Consider the following 18,888-nt stretch of genomic DNA (forward strand, 5'->3'; position numbering starts at 1 on the left):
GTCACCCGGCCAGGACGGCGACGAGGACGAGCACCGCGAGCACCACCGCCGCCTGCGCGTAGTACAGGTGGACCTGCCCGGTCTGTGGGCGCCGGGCCAGGGCGCCGAGGCCCCGCGCGGCCCGCCCGACCGCGCCGACGAGCCCGTCGACTCGAAGTTCGACGCGGCGGCGGGCGAGCCCGGCCGTCCACCGCCCGCCCCGCGCGACACCTTCCACGGCGCCGTCGACAACCCGGTCGTCGAACCGTGCGAGGGCCCGCGCCACCGCGAACCCCGGGCGAACCAGCCCGGTGAGCGCCGCCCGCTCCAACCAGAGCCATCGCGAGGCCCACGCGGGCTCCGGAACCCTGCGCACGGCCACGACGACGCCCACTGTCGGGACCGCGAGCGCTCCGGACAGCGCCGACTCCCAGGCCACGGGCCCGGCTCCGCCCAGAACTCCGGGCAGTCCGAGAACCCCGAGCCCGGCGCCCGCCACGGCCAGCCCCGCCAGCGGAACCCGCTGCGCCAACGGCACCGGGACCCGCTGGGCCGCCTGGAACAACCGCAGCAGCGCCTTCCCTGCGTAGGCCGCCGAGAGCACGGACGCCGCGAATCCAACGGCGAGCAGCGCAGACGACCCGACACCCGCCAACACCTCGTCCTTGGTCACCCACAACGACAGCGGCGGCACCCCGGCCAGCGCGACCGCGCCGACCCCGAACGCGACATCGACCACCCGGTGGGTGCCGCGCCTGGTCAGCCACACCCCCGCGCACAGGAACAGCAGGCTCTTCACCGCGGCGTGGGCGACGAGATGCGCCGTCCCGCCGTCGACCGCTCCGGCTCCGGCGGCCAGGACCATGAAGCCGATCTGCGCGCAGGTGGACGCCGCGAGCAGTTGCTTCAGGTCCCGCTGCGCGAGCGCGACCGCGCCGAGCAGCAGCGCGGTCAGCGCACCGGCCCAGCTCACGGCCGTGGCGGCCCATCCGGTGGCGTCCAGCAGCGGACGCAGGCGCAGCAGCAGGTAGGCCCCGGCGACCACCATCGTGGCCGAGTGCAGCAGCGCCGACACCGGGCTCGGACCCGCCATGGCCCGCGACAGCCAGAACGAGAACGGCAACTGCGCCGACTTGCCCAGCGCCGCGACCACGACACCGGCCGCGATCAGATCCCGCCAAGGGGCGTCCGCCGTCGCCAGGTCGTCCAGCTTCAGCGAGTGGGCACCGGCGACCGCGAACCCCGCCGCCGCGTAGAGGCCCATGTCGGCGGCCCGGGTCGTGAGGAACGCGACGTCCGCCGACCGCACCCGTTCCGGGTCCGACCAGACGTAGCCGATGAGCGCGTACGACATCGCGCCCATGACCTCCCAGCCCATCAGCAACAGCAGCAGGTCGGACGCGGTGACCGTGACGGCCATCGCCGCCGCGAACAGCAGCGTCAACACGTGGAACCGGACGCCGTACCCGTCCGCCCAGGCATAGGCGAGCACCGCCACCAGCACCACGGCCAGGGTCACGAGCAGGAAGGCGGACGACTCGTCCACCACCAGCCCGCTCCCCCACCCCGGGATCATCCCTTCAAATCCCCTGCGTCATCCGTGAGGTCCACGTCCCGCGCCCGGAACAGGGCGGTGACGACGGCGAAGCCCATCGCCATCTCCAGCGCCATGACGGTGATGGCCACGAGCACGAGGACCTGACCGTCCGCGGACCCCGGCGACACCCAGTGCCAGAACCCGGCCGCGGCGACCACCACACCGTTGATCATGAGTTCGAGGCCCATCATCAGCATCACGATCGACTGCTGGGACAGCGCGCCGAACAGTCCGACGCAGAACAGCGCCGCTCCCAGCAGGAGGAAGGTCTCGAGCGTCATCGGCGCCCCCGGTCATAGCGTCCACGGCTCGTCGCGAGCACCACGGACGCGATCATGGTGGCCAGGATGGCGATGCCGAGCACCATCATGACCGGCATCTTCGGCCCCATGATCGAGGCTCCGAGCGCGAACGTCGGGTCGGACGGCGGGCGGCCCGCCCGCTCCGGCCACGGGGCCGCGAAGATCCCCGCCGCGAGCGCGACGAACGCGCCGCCGGAGATGGCGAGCGCGCCGCGCGCGTTGTGCGTCATGGTCATCGGCATCAGCCCCGCCGGGTTCATCATGTACATGACCATGAACACGACCATCACCAGCATCTCCATGATCATCATCAGCACGATCAGGACGCCGAGATAGCTCAGGCCGATCAGCAGCAGCTCGCCTCCGACGCAGAGGAAGGACGCGAGCAGCGCGAACGTCGCCCGCGCCATCGAGTCCACGACGAACACCGCGACACCGAACCCGACGGCGGCGACCGCGAGCACCCAGAATCCGGCGTCCACCACGGCTCCCCCTAGATCACGACGATTCCGACGACGAGCATCTGCAGCAGCGTGGCGGGGATCAGCACCGTCCAGGCCAGCGTCATGAACCGGTCCATGCGCAGTACCGGCAGCAGCCGCCGCGTCCAGACCAGGAACGCCAGGACGGCGCACGTCTTCACCAGCGACCACGCCCACCCGGGCAGCGCCGGTCCCGATCCGCCGCCGAGGAACAGCGGGACCGCGGCGCCCGCCGAGACCGCCAGGAGCCCGTACCGTCCGGCCGTGAAGACGAGCCGGTCCGGGCCTGACAGTTCCAGTGCCGCGCCGCCCGCGATGTCACCGCCGAGCGGATGGCCGAACGGGCCCCAAAACGCCATCGCGAGGGCGGACAGCAGGTAGACGACGAACGCGACCGGCATCCACACCGCGTACCAGAGTCCGTCCTGCGCGTCCCCGATGGTCCGCAGGTCGAGGGAGTGCGCGGCCAGTGCCGCCGTGATCAGCGCGAACATGTGCGGCAGCTCGTACGCGAGCCCCTGCGCGATGAACCGGTACCCGCCGATCAGCGCGTACGCCGAGTTGACGCCCCACCCGGCCAGCCACACCGACGCCCACGCCACCACCTCCATCGCGTTGAACCAGACGACGCCGACCGCCGTGTCCACCGCGACGCGGTCACCGAACGGCACCACCAGCGCCGCGAGCGCCGCCGCCACCGGCAGCGACACCACGCCGATCCGTGTCAGCGGACGGTCGGCCCTGACCGTGACGCGCCGCTGCGTCGTCAGAAGCCGGGCGACCTCGTGGAACGGTTCGGTGGGACGTCCGGCGAAGGCTCCGTTCAGACACGCGGCGGCGACCGCCAGCCCGCCGAGGACGACCACCTCAACCATCGGCGGCCGACCCGAGGTCCGGATCGAGACCGGCGACGATCAGCCGCGCCTCCCCGAGATCAGTGCCTTCCAGCCGTGCGGGCAGCCTCGCCAGGACCTCGGGCCAGGGCTCACCCGGCCGGTCGGCGGCGGGGCGTCCTTCGAGCGCGGCGCCGATGTCCCGCAACCACCCGTCGACGTCGGCCGTGTTCCGCGTCATCCAACGCAGCGCCCGCGACCGCCCGACCCGCCGAGCGAACCGGTGGAACCGCCGCGCCACGTCCGGGGCGCCCGCCAGCGCCTCGTCCCTCAGCACGGCCGCCCGTTCGCCCGCCGCGTCCCAGCCCGCGACATGCAGCAGCCGCGCCACGCTGTCGAGTCGGTGCGCCGCCCGCCGTCCCTCGTGCCAGAACGTCCCGTCCGCCGTGTCGACCGCGACGGCCTTCGCGGCCTGCACCACGTCACCCTGGAGAGTCAGATCGACCCGCAGCCCTGCGGGCCAGTGGGACAGCACGGGCCCGAGCGGGACGTGCAGCACGTCGAGTCGCAGGCCGTCCCGATCGTCCGTCCGGTCGGCCATGCCGACCTCGTCCAGATCCAGTGGGGCCCGTGGACCGGCGGCGGCGCCCGCCACGAGATCCGCGGACATCCGTGTACGCGGCTCCGGCATGTCCCGCCACACGGCGTCGATGGCTCGCGCCAACGCCGCCCCGGGGTTCCCGCAGACCACGAGCGTCCCCGTCTCCACCGGGGAAAGAGCGGCCCGCCGCCCGCGCCGCCGCAGTTCGGCCTCGACGCGCACGCGGTCGGCCGTCCCGTCCGCCGCCGACACGACGAACGGACGCGCGGCCGCGGCCGTCAGGCCCACCGCAGCGCCCCCTCACGCCACGCGTACAGGACGCCGACCAGGATCAACCCGAGGAAGAGGAACATCTCCACGACCGCCTTCACGCCCACGGACGCGACGACGAGCGCCCACGGATACATGAAGATCATCTCCATGTCGAAGGCGAGGAAGATCATCGACACCGTGTACCAGCGCACGTGGTAGCGCGACAGCGCGTGCTCGACCGGGCGCGCCCCCGAGAGGAACGGCCCCGCCTCCAGAAGCCCACGGGGCGCCATCGCCCACGACGCCGCGTACACGGCGACGATCAGCGCCCCGACCAGCCCCACCACCGAGAGGACGACGACGAACGGCGCCATTGCCCCTCCCGGGTACGGTTCCCTGACGCCGTGACCCCTACCTGATCAGGCCCCGGCAAAACATGGGCTATCCGTGCCCGCCGTGCCGTTCCCGGTCGGCGGCCGCCGCGCCGAGGATCATCTCGTCCACGACCCAGCGGGCCTCCGGGGACAGGTCGACGAGCGCCCGCAGCACCTCGGGCCGGATGACGCCGTTCTCGACGTCGCGGCGCAGCGCCTTCAGCGTCAGGTCCTCGCCGATGGGGTCCGACTCGCTCGGGAACCCGAAGAACCCGATCGGCACGCCGAAGAAGGTGGCGAGCGCGGTGAGCGTCTTGAGTTGCGGGTTCTCCTGCCGTCCGGTGCGCAGCTTCCACACGGTGGTGGACGAGATGTCCTCGCCGGTGGCGGCCGCGATGGCGGCGGCGGCCTCGACGTTGTTGCGCGGCGGCTCCGCGTCCGCGGGCCACAGGTTCCGAATCAGCCATTCGACCTTCTCGGCCAGCGACGCTCCCGGCGACACCTCGTCCAAGCGATCCCGCATCATGCCTCCCACCCCGGATCCCAGTGCTTTTAGTTGACCACAGCCGCGCCCGTCAGCCAAGGACACATAAGCCTTCTCATCCTCGATCAGGAGGGTGAGCCGCCACCTCCCTCTCAGGTCGCGATCACTCCTCCCCTCCCGGTGAACTTTGCCAAGAACCATTGCAAAGCCTCTTTGCAACTCCTACGGTCGCGGACATGAAGGAACAACCGCCGCCCGAGGCGATCACCGATCCGGAGCGGGTGCGCCTCCTCGCGCACCCGCTCCGGAGGCGGATCGCCGAGATCATGCGGCGCGGTCCGGTCTCGTCCACGACCCTCGCCCGCGAACTCGGCCAGAGCACCGGCTCGACGAGCTACCACCTGCGGCAGCTCGCCAAGTACGGGTTCATCGAGGAGGTGCCGGAGCTGGCGCGCGGACGGGAACGCTGGTGGCGGGCGGTGCCCGGCGACCGCCGTCTCCCGCCGTACAGCCGGCAGTCCCCGGAGATGCGCGAGGTCGTCGAGGAGCTGACCCGCCTGGAGTTCGCGAACGAACTCGACATGCTCGACCGGTTCCAGCGGGCCCGCGACGGGCTGGGCCCGTGGGCGGACGCGCTGCTCTTCTCGTTCTCCACCGTCACGCTGACGCCGGACCAGGTGCGTCCCTTCTTCGAGGAGTACATCGCGCTCCTCTACCGCTACAAACGCGCCGAAGACGATCCACCGCCGGAGGCGCGCACCCTCCACACCAGGTTCCTGGCCTTTCCGGAGCCGTAGGGCCCGGACCGCCGAGTTGCCCCTCGGCGGTCCGGGCGGAGGCCCGTATCACCACGCCGAACGGCGTGTTTCGCACGCGACATCGAGCCCCACGGAAAGGAGAGCACCTCATGCTGCTCTCACGCAAACAGCCACCATCACGGGGGCGCCTGCTGAAATGGGCGGTCCTGCTGTTCTGGGTCGTGGTCACGGTCCTGGCCGTCCCGGCGGCGGGCCGCCTCGCGGACGTCGTCGAGGCGAAGTCGTCCGCCGAACTTCCACGCGGCGCGCAGTCCACGAAGGTCGAGGAGCTGGCGCCGCGCTTCCCCGGCGGCGAACTCGCCCCGGGGATCATCGCCTATGTCCGGCCGTCCGGCATCACCGCCGCCGACCGGGCGAAGGCGGAGGCCGACCGCCGCGCCCTCGCCTCCGTGGCGACGAAGCCGATCGCGCCGCCGCAGCCGTCCGCCGACGGGAAGGCGCTGATGCTGCATGTGCCGTTGACGGACGACGACACGCTCACCGACAAGGCCGAAAAGCTCCGCGACCAGTCCCTGGCGAACGCGCCGGACGGTCTGGAGGTCCGCCTGACGGGCCCGGCGGGCGGCGCGCTCGACGTCGGCGACGCCTTCGAGGACATCGACAAGACACTGCTCATCATCACGATCCTCGTCGTCACGGCCGTGCTGCTGCTCACCTACCGCAGCCCGATCCTGTGGCTGTTGCCGATCGCGAGCGCGGCGATCGCGCTCCAGGTGTCGAACGCTGTCGTCTACCTTCTCGCCGAGCACGCCGGCCTGTACGTGGCGGACGGCATGTCCGCGATCCTGAACGCGCTGGTGTTCGGCATCTCGACCGACTACGCGCTGCTGCTCCTCGCCCGCTACCGGGAGGAGCTGCGCCGCCATCCCGACCGCCACCGGGCGATGGGTGTCGCGTTGCGCCGTGCCGCCGCCCCGATCGTCGCGTCCGCCGCGACGGTCTCCCTCGGCCTGCTCTGCCTCCTCGCCGCCGACATGGGCTTCAACTACGCGCTCGGCCCGATCGGCGCCATCGGCGTCCTCGCCGGACTGGTCGTCGTCATGACGTTCCTGCCCGCGCTGCTCGTCGTCTTCGGACGCTGGGTGTTCTGGCCGCGCATTCCGCGTCCCGGCGACACGCCACCCGCACGCGGCGCCTGGGACCGCGTCGGCCACCGCGTCGCCGCCCGTCCCCGCCTGGTCTGGATCGGCGGCCTCGCCGTCCTCGCCGCGCTCGCGTCCGCCGCCCTGGGCATCGACACGGGCCTGGACCGCGCGAACTTCCTTACGACCACTCCCTCCTCCACCATCGGCGAACGCCTCCTCGCGGAGCACTACCCCGGCGGTCAGAGCCGCCCGCTCCAGGTCATCGCCGACGCACCGGACGCGTCCCGCGTCTCCACGGCCCTGCGTGAAGCCCCCGGCGTGGCCCGCGTCCAGGACCCGCAGCCCTCCAAGGACGGCGGCCTCACCCGAATCGAGGTCGTCCTGGACGATCCGCCCGACAGCACAGCGGCCGAGCGGACCGTCCGCCGGCTACGCGAAACGATCCCCGACGCGACGATCGGAGCGAGCACCGCCGGCAGCATCGACGTGGCGGACGCGCAGGCCCATGACCGCCGGATCGTCATCCCGCTGGTGCTCGGCGTCGTCCTGCTCATCCTGATCGCCCTGCTCCGCGCCCTGATCGCCCCACTCCTGGTGATCGCAACCGTGGTGGCGTCGTACTTCGCGGCCCTCGGCGCGGCCTGGTTGCTGTTCCACCACGCCTTCGGCTTCCCTGCCCTCGACATCCAGGTCGCGCTGATGGGCTTCCTGTTCATGGTCGCGCTCGGCGTGGACTACAACCTGTTCCTCGTCTCCCGCGTCCGCGAGGAGGTGGGACGCGCCGGCCATCGCAACGGCGTCCTACGCGGCCTCGGCGTCACCGGCGGCGTCATCTCCAGCGCCGGGCTCGTCCTGGCCGCGACGTTCGGCGTCCTCGGCGTCATGCCGATCACAATGATGGTGCAGCTCGGGGTCCTGGTTTCCCTCGGCGTACTGCTGGACACGTTCTTCGTCCGCTCCATCGTCGTCCCCGCGCTGGCCCTGGACCTGGACCGCCACTTCTGGTGGCCCGCGCGCCTGTCGACACCCGAACCCGAGCCGAGCGGCACCCCGACCAGCCACGTCCGAACCTGAGACACCCCATGCCGGAGGGACGAGCGGGGGCCGTCCCTCCGGCTACGCCTTCTCGGCCGTCACCATCACGGGATGCCCATCAGGGTCGGCGACGTAGGCGATGCGTTCACCCCAAGGCGTATCGCCGGGGGCGACGAGCACCGGATGACCGAGCGCCGCCAACTCCTCGACCGAGGAGTCGACGTCGTCACAGTAGACGCACAACTCGAAGAAACGGCCGGAGATCGGCCGCTGCGCAAGCCCGTGAATCCCCGCTCCCCCCTCAGGCACCACCCCCAGCCCGATAAGCGACCCTTCACCGAGGCGCAGAGCGACGAACGTCGTCACCCCACCCTCCTCGAACCGATAGGTCTCCTCGAATCCGAGCGCATCGCGGTAGAACTCCAGCGACCGCTGCAGGTCATCGCACGCCAACATGGGAAACGCAGACCGAAATGCCATGCCGCGACGCTACAACCCACCGCCGACACTCAGGCTCTGGGTGACGGCATGATCGTGAAATAGGCTGGATTCGCGTCCGAACCGCATCGCTCGCCGACCGCGAGGAAGGACCCATGTCCGCAGTACTGCTCAATGTCCTGATCGGCCTGGTGACCAGCATCCTGAGCGGCGGAGGCGTGTGGCTGCTGAACCGTGTGAAGCAGGCGCGCAGGCTCCAACGCAAGGCCGTGTTCTTCGGCCTCGAAGGGGGCGCGCCCTGTGTCGTGGTGATGAACGACAAGGCCAGCGGGCCCGGTAGCACGGCGCACGACGACGTCCACGCCCTCGTCGAGATCGCGATGCTCGGACGTGAGCTGGGCAGCCCGGTCGACATCCGCAAGGCACGCGAGTTCCATGAGAGCAACGGCACCAGAACCGAGTTCTGCGTCGGCGGACCGGAAGGCGGCTCCAATCCGCGCACCGGCGGACATCTCGCCGCGCATCTGCCCGGCGTCACCCTCACACCCTTCACCTCAGACGAGGACCGTCTGGCCTTCGTGGTCGACGGCGAGACATTCAGGTGCGCCCGAGGTCAACAAGAACGTGCGTTGGTGGCCAAGTTCCGCCCCACCCCCGGTTCCCGCCCGGTCTTCATCATCTGCGGGCACACGTCCCTGGCCAACCGCGCCGCCGTCCACTTCCTGAAAAGCCACGACAACGAACTGGCCGCCTCCGTGGAGAGCGTCGAACAGTTCTGTCTGATCATCAAGGTGGACGCGATCCCGACCTACGGTTTCCAGGCGGCGACACTCGAACGGGACGTCACCCGCGCCGCCTTCGCCCCAGGCGAATCAAGAAGACCCGAGCCGCACATGCAAGAGCCGCAGACCTGAAGGCCCGCGGCTGCGTTTCTCGTGTACCCCCGAGCGGATTCGAACCGCCGTTACCGCCTTGAGAGGGCGGCGTCCTAGGCCACTAGACGACGGGGGCAGGACCACATCTCCCACACGATCTCCGTGCGGACGACCTCCACCCTACCGGAGTTCCCCCACCACCTCGACCGCTTAACCCCACCCACCAGAGGTTCCGGGCCTCAGACGAACACAACAAACCAACGCCCGGCAACCAACCACCGCCGAACCAGAAGAACGCACAGGCTCTCAGCCAAACGAGGAGGCGGAGCCCAAGAAAGGGAAACACCAGAACCCGGCGAAGCCGAACCAAGAACCGAAGAAGAAACCCACCCGCACAAAACCCCGGACATCAGCCACAGGGGGGCGTGGGGGGCGGAGCCCCCCACATCGGGGGTTCCAGGGGGTCGCCCCCTGGATAGACACGGAAACCAGGCGAAGCCGACCAAAGGTCGGCGAGCAGGTGTCGCCCAGTACCCCCGAGCGGATTCGAACCGCCGTTACCGCCTTGAGAGGGCGGCGTCCTAGGCCACTAGACGACGGGGGCGTGTGTCCGCGTGTGGCGGACGCAGCTGGGGTACCAGGACTCGAACCTAGACTAAGTGAACCAGAATCACTCGTGCTGCCGATTACACCATACCCCAGTGAGGTACGGGCGCCCGGGCCGTTGGGCCGGGGTCGCTCGCGCCTCGATGAGAATACAGGACCTTGGGACCGCGACCAAAACGTTTGGCGCGGCGGGCCGCCGACCCGGGGGTCGGGACGGTTCGGGAACGGGGCTCGGGGCGCGGTCAGCGGGTGAAGTCGGGTGGGCCGATGTGCCGGTTGCCCCAGTCGACGAGGGGACGCAGCCGGCGCCATGACGCGCGGACTCGGGTCACCACTTCCGGGGTCTCCATCCACGGGTCGGCGGGCCAGCCTTCGTGGGCATAGAGGGAGCGGTGCCGTAGCAGGTCGAGTCGTGGGTGGTCGGGGGGCGTGCCGCGTGGCCTGGTCTTGAGCCGGTCTCCCCCGATCTCCAGTCCGGCGGCGCGCAGGTCGTCGACGATGGCCTGGAGTTCGGGGCCGTAGAGGTCGGAGCCGACGCCTTCGCGGTACCGGCGGAGCTGCTCGGGTGTGGGCGCGTACATGCCGCCGGCGACCATCAGCCCGTCCGCGTCGATCTGGAGGTAGAAGCCCTCGCTGGTGTGGCCGCCCTGATGCGTCTTGTAGGGCGTCTTGTCCTTGCTGAACCGGACGTCACGGTAGGGACGGAAGAGTTTGACCGCGCCGAACTCCTCTTCCAGTTCGGCGCACAGTTCTCTCAGGGGTTCGCGCACATGGCGTTCGTAGGTGTCCTTGTGGGCTGTCCAGTACGACTTGCCGTTGTCGGCCTGGAGCCCCTCGTAGAACGAGAAGGCCTCCTCGCTGAAGCCGCCGAACGCCATGGGCGCTCCCCTCTCAGTCTCGGGCCACGACGCGGTTGGTCAGGGTGCCGACGTTCTCCACGATGACGGTCACCTCGTCCCCGATCTCCAGCGGTCCGACCCCGGCGGGAGTGCCGGTGAGGATCACGTCGCCGGGCAGCAGTGTCATGACCTGGCTGACGTACTCGACCAGGGTCGGTACGTCGTGCAGCAGCAGCGACGTGCGGGCGTCCTGCCGGACGGCGCCGTTGACGGTCGTGGTGATCGCCAGGTCGGCGGGGTCGGCCTCCGTCTCGATCCACGGGCCGAGGGGGCAGAAGGTGTCGAAGCCCTTGGCGCGCGTCCACTGGCCGTCCTTGGCCTGGAGGTCGCGGGCGGTGACGTCGTTGGCGCAGGTGTAGCCGAGGATGACGTCGGCGGCGCGGGACGCCGGAACCTCGCGGCACATCCGGCCGATGACGACGGCCAGTTCACCCTCGAAGTCGACCCGCTCGGACAGCTTCTGCGGGTAGGCGATGGCCTCTCCGGGGCCGATCACGGCGGTGGACGGCTTGGAGAACACCACCGGCTCGGCGGGCGGCTCGCCGCCGCCCATCTCGCTGACGTGGTCGGCGTAGTTCTTGCCGATCGCGATGACCTTGCTCGGCAGGATCGGCGCGAGCAGCCGGACGTCGGCGAGCGGGAGGCGCTGCCCCGTGAACGTGAGGTCACCGAACGGGTGGGCCGCGATGGCGGCGACGGTGTTCTCCTCCACCACGCCGAAGGACATGCCCTCGTCGGTGGAGAACCTGGCGATACGCATGTCAAGAGCCTAGCCGTTGCCGGGGACACGCTCCGGATGTCGCCGAGGTCCCCCGATGTCCCGGGACGTCCGGTCAGAAGCCGCAGGGCCTGCCGTCGAGCAGGCACGCCTGCGGGGTGGACGTCGCGCCCGCCGCGCCGAACTGGATCTCCCATGTGCCGCCGGGTGGGATCGCGGGGGCGCCGTCCAGATTGCCGATCTCGGCGTTCTCCCCGCCGCGGACGAGCCGGGCGCCCCAGATGTTCTTCACGTTCGCGCCGGGGACACGGAAGGTCAGCCGCCATGTCCGCATCGGACGGTCGGTTCGGTTGGTGATGACCATCCGGCCCTCGAAGTACCCCTCGTCCTGTTGGGCGAGCTGGTAGGTGATGCCGTCGCCTTCCAGCAGCGGACCGATCGGCGCGGTCGACACGGCCGGTGCCGGGGACGCGGGCGGCTGCGCGGGTGTGCCTTCGGTAGGCCCGCCGGGCTGCGGAGGCGACGCGGGCGCCTCGCTGGGATTCGATCCGCCGGACGTCGCCGGGGCCGGTGCCTCCGGGGCGGCGGGCGCCGACGACCGCGCCGGCGACGCCTTCTCCTCCGTCTCGGAGTTTCTGGTGACCAACACCATCGCGACCGCGGCGACGACGAGGAGAACCACCACGCCGATCAACACGAACAGCAGCGGGCGCCGCGACCTCGACGGCGGCACTCCCCCCGAGGGCGACGCGAGAGGCGGCATCGCCGGGGCGGTCGCGTCGAACGGCGGCGGCGTGCTCGCCTCGGCGGGCTGTGTGGGCGCGTCGGCGGAGGCTTCGGCTCCTCCTGGGGGCGCCGGTTCCGCTCCGGCGCCGAACCGCGCGGTCCAGGGCGCCTCCTCGCGCATGACCGCCCGCTCCGGCTCGTCGGGCAACGTGGCCGGGTCGGACACGGTTTCCTCAGCGGTGGAGGCCTCGGCCGCCGTCGCCCCGGGCGGGACGGCGATGTCGGCGACGGAGGGGGCCACGGTTCCGCCTAGGGGCGCCGGTTCGGCTCCCGCGCCGAACTGCGCGGTCCAGGGCGCCTCCTCGCGCATGACCGCCCGCTCCGGCTCGTCGGGCAGCGTGGCCGGGTCGGACGCGGTTTCCTCAGCGGTGGGGGCCTCGGCCGCCGTCGCCCCGGGCGGGACGGCGATGTCGGCGACGGTCGCCGAGGGCAGGTCCCGCGGCTCGTCCACGTCGTCGACCGGTGGGTCTTGGAGCGTGACATCCGGCGGGACGTCCTGAAGGGTCGCGCCGGAGTCGACGGGTTCGTCGATGACGGTCGACTCCGGTCCGGGCCCGGCGTCCCGCGGATCGGTGATCGTGTCGGGGACGTGGAACTCGTCGGTGGTCCTGTGGTCCGGGGGCGTGTACCCGGGCTCCTCGCGGCTCAACTCGTCCACCTCGCTGTTCGTCGACCTCAGAGAGTCCGACGACGGTCAGGGTGGATCGGTTCATGACGAACCGGGAGGTGTCAGCCGGCGTTCAGGCGGTGTGGGCGGGTTCCACACCGCGTCTGGCGGCCTGCCGAAGCTGCCGGTTGAGCAGGTCGGTGATCAGCTCGATGGCGTCGGGGGTGGACGCGTCGTAGGCGCCGCTGAGCCAGCGGGTGGCCTCCGCCAGCAGGTCCTCGGCCGTGTCGGCGGCGGAACCCTCGTCCGCGAGCCGGCCGAGGACCGCGCCGAGACGCATCGCCGCGTCGGCGCGGCCGGACTCGGCGGCCCTGCGGTACCAGTCCGCGGCCTGTTCCAGGTCGCCTTCGCGCTCGCAGGTCTCGCCCAGGATGAACGCCACGTCCGTCCACGTCCCGTCCGTCGGACGCCCAAGGTCCTCGGGGCTCCAGGGTCGGACAGACATACGATCACTCCGGCGGTTCGGTCAACAGAGAAACGGCGCGGTGGAACGTCACACGCGCCGTGCCGGTACATGGTGGCCGCTCCACACGAAATCCGCCACCTATTTCGCAACTTTCGACGAAAATTCCACCTGACCACACCGTACCGCCGCAAAGACGACCGTTCAGTCAGGCCGCCAGGACGTCCTGGTAGTCGGGGTGCTTGTCGATCCACTTCTTGATGAACGGGCAGATCGGCACGGCCGACAGGCCCCGGGCCCGCAGGTCGTCCAGCACGCCGCGGGCCAGCGAACCGCCCACGCCCTTCCCCTCGTACGCGGAGTCGACCTCGGTGTGGATGAGGGCGACGGCGCCGTCCCCCGGCTCGTACTCGACGAACCCGGCGACCTCGCCGTCCAGCCTGATCTCGTAGCGGTTCTGCTCGGCCACGTCGATGATCTCGGTGCTCATGCCCTCGATAATGCCCACGTGGCCGAGGTCATTCCCCGCCGGGCTAACCCGCCTCGTATCCGGCGCGGAGCAGGCAGTAGGTGACGGCCTCCTCCAGCGCCTGCCAGGACGCGGCGATGACGTTGTCCTCGACGCCGACCGTCCCCCATTCGCGTTCGCCGTCGCCGGACTCGACGAGCACCCGCGTGCGGGCCTCGGTGCCGTGCGTGCCCTCCAGGATGCGGACCTTGTAGTCGACGAGCTCCAGCCGCGCCAGCTCCGGGTACAGCCGTCCGAGCGCGATGCGCAACGCGTTGTCGAGGGCGTTGACGGGACCGTTGCCCTCCCCGGTGGCGATGATCCGCTCGCCCTTGGCGTGCAGCTTCACGGTGGCCTCGCTGATCATGGAGCCGTCCGGTCGGCGCTCCACGATCGACCGCCACGACTCGACCTCGAAGTGCCGCTGCCGGACGCCGGTCAGCTCCTCGCGCAGCAGCAGCTCGAACGAGGCGTCCGCGGCCTCGAACGTGTAGCCGGTGGACTCCAGCTCCTTGACCCGGGCGACGACGGCCTTGGCCTTCTCGCCGGACAGGTCGTAGCCGAGTTCGCGGCCCTTCAGCTCCACGGACGCGCGTCCGGCCATGCTCGACACCAGCATCCGCATGTCGTTGCCGACGGCCGCCGGGTCGATGTGCTGGTACAGGTCCGGGTCGACCTTGACGGCGGACGCGTGCAGCCCCGCCTTGTGCGCGAACGCCGACACGCCCACGTAGGGCTGCTGCGAGCTGGGCGCGACGTTGGTGACCTCGGAGACGGCGTGCGCGATCCGGGTCATCTCGGCGAGCTGCGCGTCGGAGACCAGCGACATGCCACGCTTGAGCTGGAGGTTCCCGACGACGGTGAACAGGTTGGCGTTGCCGCTGCGTTCGCCGTACCCGTTCGCGCAGCCCTGCACGTGGGTGGCGCCGGCCTTCACGGCGGCGAGGGTGTTCGCGACGGCGCAGCCCGAGTCGTCGTGGCAGTGGATGCCGACGCGGACGCCGAGGGACACGACGTCGTGGACGATGTCGGCCAGCTCGTCCGGAAGCATGCCGCCGTTGGTGTCGCACAGCGCGATGACGTCCGCGCCGGCCTCCGCGGCGGTGCGGACGGCCTCCAGCGCGTAGGCGCGGTTCGCGTGGTAGCCGTCGAAGAAGTGCTCGGCGTCCAGGAAGACTCGTTGGCCCTCCGCACGCAGGTGGGAGACCGTGTCGCGGATCATCGCGAGGTTCTCCTCCAGGGTGGTGCGGAGGGCCAGCTCGACATGCCTGTCGTGACTCTTGGCGACAAGGGTCACGACGGACGCGCCGGAGTCGCGCAGCGCGGCGACCTGGGGGTCGTCGGCCGCCCGCACACCGGCCCGGCGGGTCGCGCCGAACGCGGTGAGCTGCGCGTGCGTCAGGTCGAGCTCTGTTCGAGCCCGCCTGAAGAATTCGGTGTCCTTCGGGTTGGCCCCGGGCCAGCCGCCCTCGATGAAGCCCACGCCGAGGTCGTCGAGGTGCCGCGCGATGGCGAGCTTGTCGGGCACGGAGAGGTTGAGCCCCTCCTGCTGCGAACCGTCGCGCAGAGTGGTGTCGTAGACGTGGAACGAGTCGCCTTGCATGTGCTGGTACCCCCAAGGGCCTGCGCCAGGACACAAAAAAGACCCCTCACGGACGTGAGAGGTCTGCGCGCCGGCGCTGTCCTGTTAGCTGCTGCCGGCGCGCCAGCCGATAATCACGAGGCTGTGGCGCATGACGTACACAGTCTGCCACATGCTTTTCATGCTCGGGACATCCGTCCCGCATCCTGAGACGACGCGGCCCCGGGGCCCGGCGCGCCCGAGGCCCGCGTCGAAACAACGATCAGACGATCTTGTGGACCCAGCCGTAGGGGTCGGGACGGGTGCCGTACTGGATGCCGACCAGCTCCTGGCGCAGCCTCATCGACACCTCACCGGGCTCGCCGTCACCGATCGTCCACTCGCGGTCGGCGCCCTTGACCCGGCCGACCGGGCTGATGATCGCCGCGGTGCCGCAGCCGAAGACCTCGGTGATCTCCCCGGACTCGCAGCCGGACTGCCACTCCTCAATGCTGATCTTGCCTTCCTCGACCGGGATGCCGAGGTCGGGCGCCAGCTTGAGCATCGAGTCGCGGGTGACGCCGGCGAGGAGCGTCCCGGTGAGCGCGGGGGTGAGGAGCCGTGCCCGTGTGCCGGAGCCGTAGACGAACATGAGGTTCATCGACCCGACCTCCTCGACCCAGCGGTGCTCCACGGCGTCCAGCCAGACGACCTGGTCACAGCCCTGTGCGACGGCCTGCGCCTGGCCGGCGAACGACGCGGCGTAGTTGCCGCCGGTCTTCGCCTCGCCGGTGCCGCCGGGGGCCGCGCGGGTGTAGTCCTGCGACAGCCACACCGAGACGGGTTTGATGCCCCGCGGGTAGTACAGCCCGGACGGGGACGCGATGACCATGAAGAGGAACTCGTTCGCCGGGCTGTTGACACCGAGCGCGCGGGTGGTCGCGAACATGAACGGGCGCAGGTACAGGCTGTGCCCCTCGGTGTCGGGCACCCAGTCCTTGTCGGTGCTGACGAGCAGCTCGATCGCGTCCACGAACAGCTGCTCGGGGATCTCCGGCATCGCCATCCGCCGCGCCGACCGGTTCATCCGCGCGGCGTTCATGTGCGGCCGGAAGGTGACGATCGACCCGTCGGGCTGCTTGTAGGCCTTGAGGCCCTCGAAGAGCTCCTGCGCGTAGTGGAGGACCTGGCTGGCCGGATCCATGGGGATCGGGCCGTAGGGTTCCAGCCGCGCGTCGTGCCATCCCCGGTCCGCCGAGTAGCGGATCGTGATCATGTGGTCGGTGAAGTGCCGGCCGAAGCCGGGGTCGGCCAGGACGCGCTCGCGCTCGGCGGCGGTCGCGGGCCGCTCGGTGCGCGTGATCTCGAAATCCAGGGTGCTGCTCATCGCGGTTTCGTCCTCTCGCGGATCGCCGACACGGCCTCATCGCCGCTCCGGCTTCCATAGTCCCTATTGTCCTACTTCGTCTAGACCCACTCCTCCGGGGCGCGGCGCACACAAAGAAACCGGGCGCGCCGCGAGGGCACGCCCGGAGTTCCCTGGTTCCGGCAGAGAGGCGTGCCCTCAGCCGGATACTCGCTTGGCGATCGCGTCGCCGATCTGGGACGTGGACCGCTCACCGAAGGCGGCCCGTTCCGCGAGGTCGTCGGAGACGGCCCGCTCGACCCGGCGGGCGGCGTCGGCCTCACCGATGTGGTCGAGCAGCATGGCGACGGACAGGATGGTCGCGGTCGGGTCGGCCTTGCCCTGCCCCGCGATGTCGGGGGCGCTGCCGTGCACCGGCTCGAACATCGACGGCGCGGTGCGGTCGGGGTTGACGTTGCCGGACGCGGCGAGCCCGATGCCCCCGGCGACCGCGGCGCCGAGGTCGGTGATGATGTCGCCGAACAGGTTGTCGGTGACGATCACGTCGAACCGCTGCGGCTGCGACACGAAGAACATCGTGGCCGCGTCGACATGGCAGTAGGCGGTCGTGACCTGCGGGTACTCCTCCGCGACCCGCTTGAGGACGCGCTGGTACAGGTCACCCGCGAAGGTGAGGACGTTGTCCTTGTGGACGAGTGTCAGATGCTTGCGGGGCCGCGAGGCGGCGACCTCGAACGCGTACCGGATGACGCGCTCGACGCCGTAGGCGGTGTTGACGCTCTCCTGCGTGGCGACCTCGTGTTCGGTGCCCTTGCGCAGGACACCGCCGACACCGGTGTACGGGCCCTCGGTGCCCTCCCGGACGACGACCATGTCGATGTCGTCCGTCGTCACGCCCGCCAGGGGCGTCGCGACACCGGGGAACAGCTTCACCGGCCGCAGGTTGACGTAGTGGTCGAGCTCGAACCGGGCCCGCAGCAGCAGACCGCGCTCCAGGGTTCCGCTCGGGACGGTCGGGTCGCCGACGGCGCCCAGCAGGATGACCTCCTGCCGGCGCAGCTCGTCCAGCACCGAGTCGGGCAGCGTCTCGCCGGTGCGATGCCAGCGGGCGGCGCCCAGGTCGTACTCGGTCCGCTCGAACGTGAGCTCACCGGACACGGCGTCGAGAACCTTCAGCCCTTCGGCGACGACCTCGGGACCGATCCCGTCACCGGGGATGACGGCCAGACGAACACTGCGGGAAACCATGCGCGCACTCTACTGCAAACGTCTCAGTGCCTGGGCTTTCATCTCACATCCCGGGACGCAGACCACAATCGCCGCACATGCCCCCACCGGGCACACGGTAGTACAGGCAGCAGTTACGCCGGACGAACCCGTCCGGCCCCCACTCCCCCACCCCGACCAGGGGTTCACGCGTGAACAACTCCCGAACAAGAGCATGCCGCACACCGTCATCCGGCCCGACGTTCAGGCTCCCAGCCAACGCCGAAGCCGCATTGCCCCACACGAGCCCGTCCGCGAGGTTCACGAACGTGAGCATCGACGCATACAGCGGCCGAAGCAGCCCGTCCACGACCATCACGTGAAGACGTTCGGCGGCCCAGGAGAGATCGTCCGTCCGCCATCCCCGCGGCTCGACGAGCCCCAACGCGATCGGCTCGACACGCCACCGAAGCCCCCCCAGGTCGGGCACGACTCCCAGGGCCGCCGCGGCGACGACCGGCGACCACAACCGCGCCGCGAGCCCCTGGAAGAGCAACGACGCCGCGACCCGCCGCTCCCCGGTCCCGAGCCGCTCGGCGTAGTCACCGGTCAACGCCACAAGCCGGGCGGAATCACCAGGAAAAGGCTGCCACCCGGCCCCACCGACCTCGTCACCCGTCAGGATCTCGAAGTACGGCCCGACCCGAGCGACGTCCCGCAACACCCGAGCCACTTCCACAGAACCAGCATCGAGCGCCATGTCGCCAGTGTCCCACCACCCCACCACCACCGCCCGAACGCCGATGCCAGGACCGGTGGCGGGCCACCGAGTCCCGAAGGGCGAGTGATTCGCCTTGTCAGTCGGCGCGGCGGTCCAGGGCGGTCTGCAGGGCGCGGGCCGCTTCTTCCTCGGCCTCGTCCGTGGGTGCGTTGGTCCAGGTTTCGTTCATGGGTTCACTCCAGTTCGCTGAGCTGGTGGCCGCAGGGCCGCCGGGACGCCGTGGTTCGCACGG

General features: G+C 70.6%; 20 protein-coding genes and 3 tRNA genes. 3 read left to right on the top strand and 20 right to left on the bottom strand.

Features of this window, described 5'->3' with window-relative positions; translation table 11 throughout:
• Position 1: 1 nt before the first annotated feature.
• The 7 genes from BZB76_RS17600 to BZB76_RS17630 all read right to left on the bottom strand — a co-directional run bounded on the left by BZB76_RS17600 (position 2) and on the right by BZB76_RS17630 (position 4,946).
• Positions 2 to 1,555, bottom strand: a complete 1,554-nt coding sequence (locus BZB76_RS17600) for a proton-conducting transporter transmembrane domain-containing protein (RefSeq protein WP_121435394.1) — start codon at positions 1,553 to 1,555, stop codon at positions 2 to 4.
• A complete protein-coding gene (gene nuoK, locus BZB76_RS17605) occupies positions 1,552 to 1,857 on the bottom strand; it encodes an NADH-quinone oxidoreductase subunit NuoK (RefSeq protein ID WP_117399795.1) in 306 nt (101 codons plus the stop codon). The genes BZB76_RS17600 and nuoK overlap by 4 nt, the downstream gene beginning before the upstream one ends.
• Positions 1,854 to 2,360: an NADH-quinone oxidoreductase subunit J gene (locus BZB76_RS17610; RefSeq protein ID WP_246007008.1), complete on the bottom strand. Its 507-nt coding sequence runs from the start codon at positions 2,358 to 2,360 to the stop codon at positions 1,854 to 1,856. Before BZB76_RS17610 ends, nuoK begins: the two co-directional genes overlap by 4 nt.
• An 11-nt stretch (positions 2,361 to 2,371) precedes the next feature.
• The gene (locus BZB76_RS17615; protein WP_121435396.1) at positions 2,372 to 3,235 is read right to left on the bottom strand and encodes a complex I subunit 1 family protein; all 864 of its coding nucleotides are present in this window, start codon (positions 3,233 to 3,235) and stop codon (positions 2,372 to 2,374) included.
• Positions 3,228 to 4,082, bottom strand: coding sequence for a hypothetical protein (locus BZB76_RS17620; protein ID WP_121435397.1), 855 nt, complete (start codon positions 4,080 to 4,082; stop codon positions 3,228 to 3,230). Before BZB76_RS17620 ends, BZB76_RS17615 begins: the two co-directional genes overlap by 8 nt.
• The gene (locus BZB76_RS17625; protein ID WP_121435398.1) at positions 4,073 to 4,420 is read right to left on the bottom strand and encodes an NADH-quinone oxidoreductase subunit A; all 348 of its coding nucleotides are present in this window, start codon (positions 4,418 to 4,420) and stop codon (positions 4,073 to 4,075) included. The genes BZB76_RS17620 and BZB76_RS17625 overlap by 10 nt, the downstream gene beginning before the upstream one ends.
• A gap of 67 nt (positions 4,421 to 4,487) precedes the next feature.
• On the bottom strand, positions 4,488 to 4,946 hold the full coding sequence (locus BZB76_RS17630) for an XRE family transcriptional regulator (RefSeq protein WP_147449457.1): 459 nt from the start codon (positions 4,944 to 4,946) through the stop codon (positions 4,488 to 4,490).
• A 194-nt stretch (positions 4,947 to 5,140) separates the two neighbouring features.
• Here BZB76_RS17630 and BZB76_RS17635 point away from each other — a divergent pair, with 194 nt between their 5' ends.
• Positions 5,141 to 5,701 carry an ArsR/SmtB family transcription factor gene (locus BZB76_RS17635; protein ID WP_121435400.1) on the top strand — a complete coding sequence of 187 codons (561 nt, stop codon included), beginning with the start codon at positions 5,141 to 5,143 and terminating at the stop codon, positions 5,699 to 5,701.
• Between the two features lie 110 nt (positions 5,702 to 5,811).
• A complete protein-coding gene (locus BZB76_RS17640; RefSeq protein ID WP_121435401.1) occupies positions 5,812 to 7,881 on the top strand; it encodes an MMPL family transporter in 2,070 nt (689 codons plus the stop codon).
• Between the two features lie 42 nt (positions 7,882 to 7,923).
• On the opposite strand, the gene BZB76_RS17645 is transcribed toward BZB76_RS17640, so the two are convergent.
• Complete coding sequence (locus BZB76_RS17645) at positions 7,924 to 8,298, bottom strand: VOC family protein (protein ID WP_211343033.1); 375 nt, start codon at positions 8,296 to 8,298, stop codon at positions 7,924 to 7,926.
• 137 nt (positions 8,299 to 8,435) lie between these two features.
• On the opposite strand from BZB76_RS17645, the gene BZB76_RS17650 reads away from it, so the two are divergent.
• Complete coding sequence (locus BZB76_RS17650; protein ID WP_121435403.1) at positions 8,436 to 9,194, top strand: hypothetical protein; 759 nt, start codon at positions 8,436 to 8,438, stop codon at positions 9,192 to 9,194.
• Positions 9,195 to 9,218: 24 nt separating this feature from the next.
• Here the strand turns inward: BZB76_RS17650 and BZB76_RS17655 are convergent.
• From BZB76_RS17655 to BZB76_RS17710, 12 genes are all read right to left on the bottom strand, one after another.
• Positions 9,219 to 9,291: transfer RNA gene (locus BZB76_RS17655), tRNA-Glu, on the bottom strand.
• A 395-nt stretch (positions 9,292 to 9,686) separates the two neighbouring features.
• Positions 9,687 to 9,759, bottom strand: a tRNA-Glu gene (locus BZB76_RS17660).
• 25 nt (positions 9,760 to 9,784) lie between these two features.
• Positions 9,785 to 9,856, bottom strand: a tRNA-Gln gene (locus tag BZB76_RS17665).
• A gap of 147 nt (positions 9,857 to 10,003) precedes the next feature.
• On the bottom strand, positions 10,004 to 10,639 hold the full coding sequence (locus BZB76_RS17670) for a DUF2461 domain-containing protein (RefSeq protein ID WP_121435404.1): 636 nt from the start codon (positions 10,637 to 10,639) through the stop codon (positions 10,004 to 10,006).
• Positions 10,640 to 10,652: 13 nt separating this feature from the next.
• Positions 10,653 to 11,420: a fumarylacetoacetate hydrolase family protein gene (locus BZB76_RS17675; protein ID WP_121435405.1), complete on the bottom strand. Its 768-nt coding sequence runs from the start codon at positions 11,418 to 11,420 to the stop codon at positions 10,653 to 10,655.
• 73 nt (positions 11,421 to 11,493) lie between these two features.
• Complete coding sequence (locus tag BZB76_RS17680) at positions 11,494 to 12,822, bottom strand: cellulose binding domain-containing protein (RefSeq protein ID WP_121435406.1); 1,329 nt, start codon at positions 12,820 to 12,822, stop codon at positions 11,494 to 11,496.
• Positions 12,823 to 12,904: 82 nt separating this feature from the next.
• Positions 12,905 to 13,276, bottom strand: coding sequence for an SEL1-like repeat protein (locus BZB76_RS17685; protein ID WP_121435407.1), 372 nt, complete (start codon positions 13,274 to 13,276; stop codon positions 12,905 to 12,907).
• Between the two features lie 166 nt (positions 13,277 to 13,442).
• Positions 13,443 to 13,724 carry a GNAT family N-acetyltransferase gene (locus tag BZB76_RS17690; protein WP_121435408.1) on the bottom strand — a complete coding sequence of 94 codons (282 nt, stop codon included), beginning with the start codon at positions 13,722 to 13,724 and terminating at the stop codon, positions 13,443 to 13,445.
• 43 nt (positions 13,725 to 13,767) lie between these two features.
• On the bottom strand, positions 13,768 to 15,345 hold the full coding sequence (cimA, locus tag BZB76_RS17695; RefSeq protein ID WP_121435409.1) for a citramalate synthase: 1,578 nt from the start codon (positions 15,343 to 15,345) through the stop codon (positions 13,768 to 13,770).
• 241 nt (positions 15,346 to 15,586) lie between these two features.
• Positions 15,587 to 16,690 (bottom strand): branched-chain amino acid aminotransferase, encoded by a 1,104-nt coding sequence (locus BZB76_RS17700; RefSeq protein ID WP_121435410.1) that lies wholly within the window; start codon positions 16,688 to 16,690, stop codon positions 15,587 to 15,589.
• A gap of 177 nt (positions 16,691 to 16,867) precedes the next feature.
• Entirely contained in the window at positions 16,868 to 17,917 is a 1,050-nt protein-coding gene (locus BZB76_RS17705; protein WP_121435411.1) for a 3-isopropylmalate dehydrogenase, read from the bottom strand.
• A gap of 43 nt (positions 17,918 to 17,960) precedes the next feature.
• Positions 17,961 to 18,614 carry a (2Fe-2S)-binding protein gene (locus BZB76_RS17710; RefSeq protein WP_170180661.1) on the bottom strand — a complete coding sequence of 218 codons (654 nt, stop codon included), beginning with the start codon at positions 18,612 to 18,614 and terminating at the stop codon, positions 17,961 to 17,963.
• Positions 18,615 to 18,888 lie beyond the last annotated feature (274 nt).

It is taken from the genome of Actinomadura pelletieri DSM 43383, from assembly GCF_003634705.1.
In the GTDB taxonomy this organism is placed as follows: Bacteria; Actinomycetota; Actinomycetes; order Streptosporangiales; family Streptosporangiaceae; genus Spirillospora; species Spirillospora pelletieri.

Excerpts from the sequence above, each read along its gene's own strand:
- BZB76_RS17700 (WP_121435410.1), bottom strand. The coding sequence starts at position 16,690 with ATGAGCAGCACCCTGGATTTCGAGATCACGCGCACCGAGCGGCCCGCG.
- BZB76_RS17625 (WP_121435398.1), bottom strand. The coding sequence starts at position 4,420 with ATGGCGCCGTTCGTCGTCGTCCTCTCGGTGGTGGGGCTGGTCGGGGCG.
- BZB76_RS17640 (WP_121435401.1), top strand. The coding sequence starts at position 5,812 with ATGCTGCTCTCACGCAAACAGCCACCATCACGGGGGCGCCTGCTGAAA.
- BZB76_RS17675 (WP_121435405.1), bottom strand. The coding sequence starts at position 11,420 with ATGCGTATCGCCAGGTTCTCCACCGACGAGGGCATGTCCTTCGGCGTG.
- nuoK (WP_117399795.1), bottom strand. The coding sequence starts at position 1,857 with ATGACGCTCGAGACCTTCCTCCTGCTGGGAGCGGCGCTGTTCTGCGTC.
- BZB76_RS17670 (WP_121435404.1), bottom strand. The coding sequence starts at position 10,639 with ATGGCGTTCGGCGGCTTCAGCGAGGAGGCCTTCTCGTTCTACGAGGGG.
- cimA (WP_121435409.1), bottom strand. The coding sequence starts at position 15,345 with ATGCAAGGCGACTCGTTCCACGTCTACGACACCACTCTGCGCGACGGT.
- BZB76_RS17615 (WP_121435396.1), bottom strand. The coding sequence starts at position 3,235 with ATGGTTGAGGTGGTCGTCCTCGGCGGGCTGGCGGTCGCCGCCGCGTGT.
- BZB76_RS17685 (WP_121435407.1), bottom strand. The coding sequence starts at position 13,276 with ATGTCTGTCCGACCCTGGAGCCCCGAGGACCTTGGGCGTCCGACGGAC.
- BZB76_RS17635 (WP_121435400.1), top strand. The coding sequence starts at position 5,141 with ATGAAGGAACAACCGCCGCCCGAGGCGATCACCGATCCGGAGCGGGTG.
- BZB76_RS17630 (WP_147449457.1), bottom strand. The coding sequence starts at position 4,946 with ATGATGCGGGATCGCTTGGACGAGGTGTCGCCGGGAGCGTCGCTGGCC.
- BZB76_RS17600 (WP_121435394.1), bottom strand. The coding sequence starts at position 1,555 with ATGATCCCGGGGTGGGGGAGCGGGCTGGTGGTGGACGAGTCGTCCGCC.
- BZB76_RS17645 (WP_211343033.1), bottom strand. The coding sequence starts at position 8,298 with ATGTTGGCGTGCGATGACCTGCAGCGGTCGCTGGAGTTCTACCGCGAT.
- BZB76_RS17690 (WP_121435408.1), bottom strand. The coding sequence starts at position 13,724 with ATGAGCACCGAGATCATCGACGTGGCCGAGCAGAACCGCTACGAGATC.
- BZB76_RS17650 (WP_121435403.1), top strand. The coding sequence starts at position 8,436 with ATGTCCGCAGTACTGCTCAATGTCCTGATCGGCCTGGTGACCAGCATC.
- BZB76_RS17705 (WP_121435411.1), bottom strand. The coding sequence starts at position 17,917 with ATGGTTTCCCGCAGTGTTCGTCTGGCCGTCATCCCCGGTGACGGGATC.